Origin of the sequence: Enterovibrio gelatinilyticus, from assembly GCF_028683095.1 — a bacterium.
In the GTDB taxonomy this organism is placed as follows: domain Bacteria; phylum Pseudomonadota; class Gammaproteobacteria; order Enterobacterales; family Vibrionaceae; genus Enterovibrio; species Enterovibrio gelatinilyticus.
The window spans coordinates 35,191-45,278 of the sequence record NZ_JAJUBC010000040.1; the positions used below are offsets into that span (position 1 = coordinate 35,191).

Consider the following 10,088-nt stretch of genomic DNA (forward strand, 5'->3'; position numbering starts at 1 on the left):
CTTCCCCTCCTTGGGTTGAGCGAGGTTCTAGGGAAATCAGGTCCTAGGGATAGAGCAAGGTCCTAGGTCCTAGAAAGAGCAGAGCACTTGCCTTTGCTCTTAGGCCCTATTTTTTCCCTAGGACCTAGGATCCTTGTTCTTCACCTAGGCCCTTGCTTTTACCCTAGGACCTAGGATCCTTGTTCTTCAACTAGGCCCTTGCTTTTCCCTATTTAAGCGCATTAACCGCTACACCTGTTTGGTACAGGATTTGGGTTGCGGCTGTCCATACGCTGAGGGCATCGCGGTAGTCGGTGTCTAGCGGCACAATAATGGTGTCGCCGGCTTTTAGATCTTCGCCTTGGTTACCAAACCAGTAGCCGCTGTTCGGTTTAAATACTGAACCGTCTGCACGAACCACAAAGATGCGGTCTTCGTCGGCTTGCTTTTTCATGCCGCCGGCTTTGTTGATGTAATCGTCTACGTCCAGTTTGTTATCACGCAAGTAGGTAATCGCCACTTGCACTTCACCCATCACCGATACGGTATTGCGGTAAGTTGGTACAAACAGGAAGTCGCCGTCTTCTAGCATGAAATCTGCAGAGCGATTTCCGTCGATCACTTCATTAAGCTGCACAACCATGCGGCCCAATGCTTTGCTCTTGCTTGCTTCTTCTACAAACGCCAAGGTTTTGTCTGGGTCCGAAATCATCGAGCCCATGTTGCGGTCAACGTGGAAAGTTTTCTTGGCGGTTTCTTTGCGAATGTCTGCTGCGTAATCTTGAAGCAGTTTCTCTTCTTGTAGGCGTAATGCTTCACGAGTAAAAATCGCGCCTTGTGGATTGGCGTATTCGGTTAGGCCACCCGCACGTATGATTAAATCTTCCAGCGTGTCGCCTTTGCTCACCGCATAAGTACCGGGGAAGCGCACTTCACCTTTTAGGGTAATCGTGTTTTGCTCTTTCACACCTGGTTGTTGCAACACGTTTAAGCGATCTCGCGGTGCAATGGTGTTGTTTTCAGTTACGTCACCCAACACGGCATTGCCAATGTTAAGCTGTGTAATGTTCACCGATGCCCGTTGGCTGTTTGCGTTAACCACGGTTCTTGCCAATTCCGCATTCAGAGTGTAAGCCTCGGCGGTTAACCCGCCCGCTGCCACCACCAAATCTTTTACGGTGTTTTTATCTGTAATTGGGTAACGTCCTGGGTTTTTCACTTCACCCACCACTTCAGCAATCAATGCTGGTGAACCGTAAACCGATTGCTGTTGAAGTTGCAGTAGCACTGGTGCCAGCAAAACATTACGCGTTGAGCGTTTAATTTTGGCAATTTGCTCAGCCGTCACTTCTTTACCTTGGTAAATCAACTTAGCTTGCTGGGTTGTTAGTTGTTCATCGCCATCAATCGCTTTTTGCTGCGCATTCTGTTCAGCAATAGCTTGCGCTTTTGCTTCTTCTAGTGTCTTAGCAGTTTCTTGCTTCTCATCCAACGCATTCAATTGATTGCCATCAAATCGGTTAAACACCAACACACGGTCGCGTGATTGCAGCTTGATGTTGTCTTTGCTTGCTGGGTTCAAAATGGCGTTCGCTAAGCTGAACTGAAGTACGCGAATATCGCGTTGTGGGTTGATTTCGCGCACCACCAAGGCATAGGTTAAATCAGCGGTTGAATTGAACGCAGAATCCACCGAGGTGAATAGGTCACTAATACGTGTATCGCGTTTCCACTGTACGTATCCCGCGTGAAGCACGTCGCCTTCTAGGCTAACAAAGTCTTTGAGTTCATTGCTGCGTTTAACAATTTCAATCTCATCGCCATTTTTTACACGCTTCGCTAGCTCTTTCCCTTGGGTTAAATCTAACGTTAGTACATCGCGCATGCCTTCGGCGGCAGCGCGTTTCACCAACACGTGTTCACCAAACGCGTTGGCTGTCATGCCGCCCGCCATTTGCAGTAAATCTGCATAGGTTTCCCCGCGTTTTACTTCATAGATAGCTTCACGGTTCACTTCACCTTGAATAGACACGGTGTTTTCTATCGTGCCAATAAATACGGTATCACCCGCTTGTAAGCGCACATCGTTTTGTGTGTCGCCTTTCAAAAGCAGGTCATACATATCCAATGAACGAATAACTTGACCGTTGCGTTTCAATTGCACATTACGCAGCGCACCAGATTCACTAAAACCGCCGCTGTAATACACAGCCTGAGAAATAGTGGTGAGCGCACTCACTGAGTAAGCCCCTGGTTTGAATGCATCACCCATTACAAAAATTTGCATGCTGCGCATTTCACCCATGGAAATGTCACTGCGCACACCAATCATCTGCTCTTTGACACGCTGAGTTAGCGATTCTCGTACTTCAGTAAAATTCATGCCCGCGACTTGCACTGGCCCCAGCGATGGGAAGTTCACCACACCTTCTCGGCTAACACGCAAACGGTGTGTATTGTTTTCTTTACCAAACAATTGAACGACGATTTCATCACCCGGCCCAATTTGATAATCCGCCGGAACTGGCACATCACTCAATGGTGCAAAGGTTGTTGGAGAGCCCGCAAAAAGAGACAAACCAAATCGAGCTAGCGTTTCTTCTTCAACCTTGGTGTTTACTTGGGGTTGCATTGGGTTTTCTGCACCCAATGCCGCACGGGGTTCCATCACGTTAGGCGTTTGGTAGCTTTCGGTTGTTGCGCCGCCTGTGGGCATTGAAATGCCATATTGTTTTGCGAGGGCTTGCTGCTGGTCGGCAGGTAAGCTCTGAAACATTTGCATTTGGGCGGCCGTTGGCGCTTGGGCCAGCACCGCCGATGAAAACAGTGAAGCAACCAGCGCAGCACTTACACACGCCAGTTTATTAATACGAAAATTCATGGTGATAACTCGTTACGTCAATTCGGAAAAACGGGGGAAATTAGAATCGGTATTGAAAGCCAAGATTAACGGCGTTCAAGTTGGTGTTTTCACCGCTCTGTGCATTCACAAATTCGAAGGTTAACGCAGTGTCGCGACTCAGCGCGTAATGCGTGCCAAGGCCAAAGCTGATCCCACTGTGGCTGGTTGAGTGAGAGGCGTTGTAATCAATGTCTGTTGCAGAAACACCGACTAAGGCATACATGGCAATTTGGTCACTGACGGGAATATTGCCTTTCACATAGGCAGAAGCAAGGCTATTGATTGAGACGCCATCCGTGCGTTGTAGTGACGTGCCATATCGTGCTTCTAGCGCAACATAGTCATTAAAGAAGTAGCCCACCTGGGCTTGCAATAACAAAGGGGAGGCTTCTGACACACCCGCCTGCGTTGACGTAACGTACTCCGTGTTTGAGTAACCTAACAACGCCCCTGCATATACATCCGCCAACGCACTTGGCGCTGACAATGCCGCCAACAAGGCAAGAGTTAAAATAGAGGGGGTTTTGTTCATAGGTACTTCCTTAATGCTGGCAAGTATTTTTGCCGTGCTGTTGTGTATTCATAGGGTTGCGAGTGGGGCGATATGTCTTTTTGTCGCGATATTGTCGTGTGTTCTTCTTACGGCCATTACAGCGATCTGCTCTTTTTTTGAGCAGCATATAAAGTTTTAGGCACGCTACCGCCCTTAGGTGACGTCCCCAATATCCGCAGCGTGATGCACTGTTGCTTTCAATTGCGAGCAAAAAAAGACAATCGCTCACATTATGAGACTAATGACTCTAAAATGGATTGAACACTCAAAAAGCGGCAAGAGTGTATCATCAATAATGCATACATACATGTGCAATTGGCCCAAATTTCTCGTGATTTTTGACGAAGAATAAGTCGCCACGGCGAGGTTGATTAGTTATTACTCAACACTTGTAATATATCGAGATAATAATATTTATTGGGTTTTCAGAATGTTGTGCAATAAGACAGATACATTTCGCTGCGCCGAGATATTCGAGCCTTCCACTTTCAAATTTATGAGGTAAACACCGTGAGTTGTCCGATGTTCAAAGTTTGACCTTGGTCGAGTAGTTCCACCTCGCCTTGGTGACAAATGGTCAACCTAACCTGAGGGTTAGGCTCGTTAACGTAGTACTCACACGCCGCCGTGCTTGCCCCAATTATTCGACTATATACAACCACTTGCCCATTCAATACTCCTGAATGCACAAACACCAAATGGTCATTCGATGGCGATACTTGAACGCGCTCTTCTATCCCGTTGCTCCACAGGATCACACCGTTAGATTGAATTTTGGGGCTGACTGTCGCGCATGCCGAAGCGAACAGCAGAAAGGCAATAACAGATGTTGCTTGAAGGTGTCTCACAAATTGGCTCGATGTTGTTGTTACAATAATGGGCATGATGGTACTAACAACCAACATAACTCTCAATAACAACATTATGTCTTATATATAATCCAATAATTGTTATAAATATTTACAATTAATCTGCCACCTGTAATCCGTACATTTTTGTTTACTTACATGAGCTATGCGTTTAGCATTCAATACTCCTGTCTATTTAATAAGACGGGTTTTTATTGTAAATGGAGTTCTACATGAAAAAATCAGTAATTGCTGCACTTGCAGCGATGATGATGGCAGCAGCACCAGCAATGGCTGCTGAAGAAGCAGGTTCTACTGGCGGTTCTGCTGGCGGTGCGGGTGCTTCTTCTGCTGCTGTTGGTGGCGTGAGTGCAACTGCTGTTGCTATCGGCGCTGCTGTTGTTGCTGTTGCCGTTGTTGCGGTTGACTCATCTGACAACGACACTGCAACCACGACTTCTACTTCTGTAACCACCCAAGGTTAATTAGTCAGTTGTGCAAAATAAAACCGAACAGTGCGAACTGTTCGGTTTTCTTTGTTTATGGGTAACAACTTATTTAAAACTGAACCCAGCACCGCATTCGCAGGTAAGCTGGCCACGATGTAGTAGTAAAATGAAAGAGTTAAAAACCATTCTTCAGGTTGCCATGTCTGTGGTCGTGATCACCACGCTCAGCGGATGCAGCCAAAAGTTTCAAGATGTGAAAGACACCATGTCCCTTGCTGTGTTTGGCCATGAAGACATTGAACTGAACGCAAACCAAATCAATGACCTTCCCTACGCCAGCCTTTACGCAAAAGTAGAAGGCAGCGGACAAGCCTTTTTGGTGCTGGGGTATGCCAACGCCTCGTTTTCAAACCTGCCTGACGGCATTGATAACCACCAGTTAAAATGGCTTTCTGCCAACAAAGAAATGCTTGTGACTGAACATGGTCGCATTACCAAAACGGTGAACTTGCTGAGTGGCAACCTAGAGGCCAGTTATTCGCATCAAGCTGACCCAGTGGCACTTGGCTTATTGAAAAATTCCACGCCGCGCGTTTGGAAGCGAAAAGTAGATTGGAGCCCGGGTTATCACACGGGTTATTTGCTCGAATCACGCTTTGAGCTACAAGGTGAAAACACCTTGATGATTAACGAGAAGCCTGTTGAGACGCTCCACTTTATTGAATATGTGTCTGCCCCTGATCTCGACATTCAATTTACTAACCATTTCTGGCTTCAGCCCCTTTCTGGTCACGTAGTGGCAAGCACACAAACGCCTGCACCAGGCTTGCCAAAAATCGACATAACCTTGCTGAAACCTTTCGCAGTGGGAGCGAAATAAAATGCCATTTGTTATTAGGTTAACTCACTCTGCTAACGCATTATTTCCTTCTCGCTTGTTACAAATGGTACTGCTGACTTTCAGCACGACAGCGCTATTGTTTTCAACCGTTATCAATGCGTCTGAACTGGCTTCCACTCCGCCAAAAGAGCAAACGCAAACCCGTGTAACGGTGATTAACGCAACGAAAGATACTCGCCATTTTTCTGTTACTTTTGATGGCAGCCCGCGCGCTTCTCAGGTGATATCACAAGGTGCATTGCTCGCACGGCAACACGCTGCCAATATTCAAGGCCATAATAGTGACCCTATTTTCTGGCAAGGTGCCGGGCTATTTTCTGATTCAGACAATAACGACGTAGAAAATTTGCGTACACAGGTACTTGAAGCGCTTTCATTACTGGAAACAGAATGGCGTGATGACCACGCTGCGTTAAACGCGGTTGAATCCTTGGTGGCGTTTTTGTCTGAATCCACGTTTAAGCAGCGTGTGGCTATTGCGGTCGATGAAGATGTGTATTTAGCAGGGGGGCGTATTAACCCTCTTTTGGCGGGAGATTTAACGCTATTACTGCCATCAAGGCCTAAGAATGTGTGGGTGCTTGGCGCGGTAAAACAAACTGCAGATCTGGATTTCTCCCCACTAAAGCTCGCAGGCGATTACGCGGATGTTGCTGACACGCTCGATATGTTTGGAACAAGCGAAGTGGACGTGATTCAGCCTGATGGCCATCAGGAAACGCATAAGGTGGCGTATTGGAATGAAGTACCAAGGAACCTTGCCCCTGGCGCATTGATTTATGTTCCCTTTAGTGGCCTTCCCTCTGAGCTTTCATCGCTCAACCATCTGATCCCTACCCTTCTTCAACACCGAGTGATGTAGTCATGCGCAGCCGTATTTTCCAATTATCTTCTTTGTCGTTGGCACTGCTTCACGCTCTGCCAGCTGTCGCGAATGACCAAAATTTTACTGCATTTAAACCCACGCAAAGCGATTTTGGCGGTGTGGGCCTCATGCAAATGCCGACAGGCCGTGTTGCACCAGAAGGTGAGTTTTCTGTGGGTGCAACCCTAAACGGGGACTACCGCCACTACCACAGTTCATTGCAACTTATGCCATGGCTGGAAGCGACCATTCGTTACACTCAGGTGCCTGATTTATATTACAGCAGTGATGAAAGTTTTAGTGGCGACACCTATTACACCGACAAAGGCATCGACGTTAAACTTCGCCTTTGGGAAGAAACCTATTGGCTGCCGGAAACCTCTATCGGTATTCGTGATATGGGCGGCACTGGTTTGTTTGATGGTGAGTTTATTGCTGCCAGCAAGCACATCGGCCCGTTCGATTTTACTGCGGGTATTGCTTGGGGTTACATGGGTAACCGCGCCAACTTAAAAGGTGACACGTCACTGGGCGCTGACTGCGGGCGAGATACTTCTGTTAAAGGCAAAGGCGGAAGCTTTGATTACAGCCGTTGGTTTACGGGCTGTATGTCAGTGTTTGGTGGAGTGGAATATCAAACACCTTGGGCACCTTTAAGCTTAAAAGCAGAATACGATGCTAATAACTACAAGAGCGATTTTGTGGTTACACGTTCTGATAAAGAAATGCCACAAGATTCCCCGTTCAACGTAGGGGCTGTTTATCGCTTCGGCGATTGGGGCGACATTCGTGCCAGTTATGAACGCGGCAATACGTGGACACTTGGCTTCACGCTGAAAACTAACTTTAACTCTCTTTCACAAAGCTGGGTAGACACGCCAACCCCCGCCAATGCACCACAGCCGCATAAAGACGCGGCGGACATTGATTGGGAGCGCGTTGCCAACGATTTGGACAACATTGCCGGTTATGGTAATACCAAAATCTATGCTGATAATGAGTCAGTCACCGTTGTCGGTTCACAAGGCAAATACCGCGATCGCGAATTGGCCCATGAAAAAGGTGCGATGATTCTTGCGAACTCGGGAACATCCGCGACCCAATTCAACCTTGTTGAGCAACAAGCCAACCAATCAACAACGCAAACCACGATTGATGCTACTGCGTATCGTAAAGTCGCCAATCAAGAATATGTGGGCGCAAGCGTCTCAGACGCCACCACCTTGGTTAACCCAAGTTCACCACGTGGCATGTTACAAACCGACACCAGTAAACCTTGGTCGGTAAGCTTCTCCCCTAACCTTCAACAATCGATTGGTGGTTCGGAAGATTTCTACCTCTTCAATATTGGTGTGAGTGGCGGTGCTAGCTATTGGCTGACCGACAACATTGAGTTTGGTGGCAGTGTTTACGTTAACCTTTACGATAACTACGACAAATTCAAATACGATGTGCCGCCTGATGGCACTGATTTGAAACGTGTTCGCACCTTGGTTCGCCAATACATTTCAGACAACCCAGTTCGCGTGAGTAACCTTCAGTTAACGGCCTTTGATAAGTTCGGTGACAGCGTTTATGTGCAAGGTTACGGCGGTTACCTTGAAACAATGTTTGCTGGGGTCGGTGGTGAAGTGCTTTATCGCCCACTTAAGAGCAACTGGGCGTTTGGGATGGACGTAAACTATGTCGCGCAGCGTGACCCGAACACAGAGTTTGGGATTTTCACGGAAGAGCGCCATTACGACCCAACAACTGGTCGTTACTACAATGTTCAAACCGGCACGCCAACCGGCCACTTCACGACCTACTACCGCCCTGAATGGAGCTGGTTTGATGACTTGTTGATAAAAGCCAGCGTGGGCCAATATTTGGCGGAAGATAAGGGCGTGACGCTAGACGTGTCGAAGCAATTCGACAGCGGTGTGATCGCCGGTGCTTACATGGCGAAAACGAACCTTTCTGCCGAAGAGTTTGGGGAAGGGAGCTTTAACAAAGGCTTCTATATTTCGATTCCGTTTGACATTTTCACCGTGAAACCAAGTGCAAGCAGAGCGGTCATTGGCTGGACGCCACTTTCTCGTGATGGCGGTCAAATGCTGGGTCGTAAGTACAGTTTGTACAGCATGACGAATGGACGTTATCCAGGTTCGGAGTTTACGAATAGGGATTAGGGGTGAAGAAAGGGCCTAGGGTAAGAGCCTAGGTCCTAGGGTGAAGAAAGGGCCTAGAACTGGTATACGATATGGGGCTCTGCTCATTTTCGTCTACGGATTACGGGTTACGGATTACGGATTACGGATTACGGATTACGGATTACGGATTACGGATTACGGATTACGGATTTTTTCATATATTCCAATCAGTTCAAGCTTTTCCCGTATTCCCGTATTCCCGTATTTCCGCACTTACGCTTCATAGCTCTCCTCTAGGATCCTAGGACCTTGCTCTTATCCTAGGACCTTGCTCTTTTGCCATCACCAACCTCTCCGCCAAACCTCGCTTTTCTATCTCTTTTGCCAGCGCTTCTTGCGCTTCGGCATCCCCGTGAACAATTCTGATTTCTTTGGACTTTGTTGCTATGCCTTCAATGAACGCAAGGAGATCTTCTCTGTCTGCATGGGCGGAGTAACCCGACATGGTGTGGATGTGCGCGTTGATGTCGATGTTTTCTCCATCAATGTTGACGTGTTTGTCGCCGCGCTGAATATTACGCCCGAGGGTTCCCCGAGCTTGGTAGCCGGCAAGAATCACATCAGTGCGTTTATCGGGTAGCAAAGCTTTGAGGTAGTTGAGTACGCGTCCGCCGTTGCACATGCCGCTGGCGGCTATCACGATCGCAGGTTCTCCCGTTTGTTTTAGGCGGTTCACCAAGCCAATATGATCACTATGGGTGTTGATGGTGATGCATTGATCAAAAGCGAGTGGGTGTCGCCCTGAATCGAGCGTGGTTTTGGCTTCTTGGCCCCATAAGGTTTTGAACGCTCGGTATTGTTCTGTCACTTTCGCTGCCATGGGAGAATCGAGAATAACGGGAATGGTTGACCAAACACGCTTTTCATCTTCGTTAAGCGATTTAGCAATCAGGTTTTCTATATCAAATAGCAGCTCTTGTGTTCGCCCAACGCTAAAGGCCGGAATAATAACCGCACCACCGTCAAGCAGCGACCGATTGATTAACGTCTTTAAGCGTTCGGCTCGCGATGCAATCGATTCGTGCGTTTTGTCTCCGTAAGTACTTTCAATGACAAGTACATCAGCTCGCTCTGGTGATTTGGGATCGGGCAGTAACGGGGTGTTGTTTGGCCCTAGGTCGCCGGAGAACACCAAAACCTGTTGATCTGGTAATTTCACTTCAATGTAAGATGAACCAAGAATATGCCCCGCCGGTTGAAAGCGAATATCGGCGATTGTCCCGAACGCGTTAGCGACGCTCGACCAAACGCCATACTCTATTGGCTGTGTGAGGGAACGGATCAGGTTCAAAATGCGCTTTCGCTGCCTCGCCTTCATTCCTAACTGCAAGCGAAGCCCATCATCAAGCATCATCGGCATGAGGTTGGCTGTGGCTTCAGTACAATATATAGGTGCGCG

General features: G+C 47.8%; 8 protein-coding genes. 4 read left to right on the top strand and 4 right to left on the bottom strand.

The window, feature by feature from the left end; all coding sequences use genetic code 11:
* Positions 1-208 precede the first annotated feature (208 nt).
* The 3 genes from LRP50_RS23250 to LRP50_RS23260 form a co-directional block, all read right to left on the bottom strand.
* Positions 209-2,860: an SLBB domain-containing protein gene (locus tag LRP50_RS23250; RefSeq protein ID WP_274166806.1), complete on the bottom strand. Its 2,652-nt coding sequence runs from the start codon at positions 2,858-2,860 to the stop codon at positions 209-211.
* A 40-nt stretch (positions 2,861-2,900) separates the two neighbouring features.
* Complete coding sequence (locus LRP50_RS23255) at positions 2,901-3,413, bottom strand: outer membrane beta-barrel protein (RefSeq protein ID WP_274166807.1); 513 nt, start codon at positions 3,411-3,413, stop codon at positions 2,901-2,903.
* 515 nt (positions 3,414-3,928) lie between these two features.
* Positions 3,929-4,339, bottom strand: a complete 411-nt coding sequence (locus LRP50_RS23260) for a hypothetical protein (protein ID WP_274166808.1) — start codon at positions 4,337-4,339, stop codon at positions 3,929-3,931.
* A 176-nt stretch (positions 4,340-4,515) separates the two neighbouring features.
* Between LRP50_RS23260 and LRP50_RS23265 the strand changes: the two genes are divergently transcribed.
* The 4 genes from LRP50_RS23265 to LRP50_RS23280 all read left to right on the top strand — a co-directional run bounded on the left by LRP50_RS23265 (position 4,516) and on the right by LRP50_RS23280 (position 8,668).
* Positions 4,516-4,767 (top strand): hypothetical protein, encoded by a 252-nt coding sequence (locus LRP50_RS23265; RefSeq protein WP_274166809.1) that lies wholly within the window; start codon positions 4,516-4,518, stop codon positions 4,765-4,767.
* A 130-nt stretch (positions 4,768-4,897) separates the two neighbouring features.
* Positions 4,898-5,611 carry a YjbF family lipoprotein gene (locus tag LRP50_RS23270; protein WP_274166810.1) on the top strand — a complete coding sequence of 238 codons (714 nt, stop codon included), beginning with the start codon at positions 4,898-4,900 and terminating at the stop codon, positions 5,609-5,611.
* 1 nt (position 5,612) lies between these two features.
* Positions 5,613-6,494 carry a capsule biosynthesis GfcC family protein gene (locus LRP50_RS23275; RefSeq protein WP_274166811.1) on the top strand — a complete coding sequence of 294 codons (882 nt, stop codon included), beginning with the start codon at positions 5,613-5,615 and terminating at the stop codon, positions 6,492-6,494.
* Between the two features lie 2 nt (positions 6,495-6,496).
* Positions 6,497-8,668: a YjbH domain-containing protein gene (locus tag LRP50_RS23280; RefSeq protein WP_274166812.1), complete on the top strand. Its 2,172-nt coding sequence runs from the start codon at positions 6,497-6,499 to the stop codon at positions 8,666-8,668.
* A 262-nt stretch (positions 8,669-8,930) separates the two neighbouring features.
* Here the strand turns inward: LRP50_RS23280 and LRP50_RS23285 are convergent.
* Positions 8,931-10,088: MBL fold metallo-hydrolase (locus LRP50_RS23285; RefSeq protein ID WP_274166813.1), on the bottom strand; the 1,158-nt coding region annotated here is incomplete at its 5' end.

Bases quoted from the DNA above. Each gene is read 5' to 3' on its own strand.
- LRP50_RS23250 (WP_274166806.1), bottom strand. From the start codon at position 2,860: ATGAATTTTCGTATTAATAAACTGGCGTGTGTAAGTGCTGCGCTGGTT.
- LRP50_RS23275 (WP_274166811.1), top strand. From the start codon at position 5,613: ATGCCATTTGTTATTAGGTTAACTCACTCTGCTAACGCATTATTTCCT.
- LRP50_RS23270 (WP_274166810.1), top strand. From the start codon at position 4,898: ATGAAAGAGTTAAAAACCATTCTTCAGGTTGCCATGTCTGTGGTCGTG.
- LRP50_RS23255 (WP_274166807.1), bottom strand. From the start codon at position 3,413: ATGAACAAAACCCCCTCTATTTTAACTCTTGCCTTGTTGGCGGCATTG.
- LRP50_RS23265 (WP_274166809.1), top strand. From the start codon at position 4,516: ATGAAAAAATCAGTAATTGCTGCACTTGCAGCGATGATGATGGCAGCA.
- LRP50_RS23280 (WP_274166812.1), top strand. From the start codon at position 6,497: ATGCGCAGCCGTATTTTCCAATTATCTTCTTTGTCGTTGGCACTGCTT.
- LRP50_RS23260 (WP_274166808.1), bottom strand. From the start codon at position 4,339: ATGTTGGTTGTTAGTACCATCATGCCCATTATTGTAACAACAACATCG.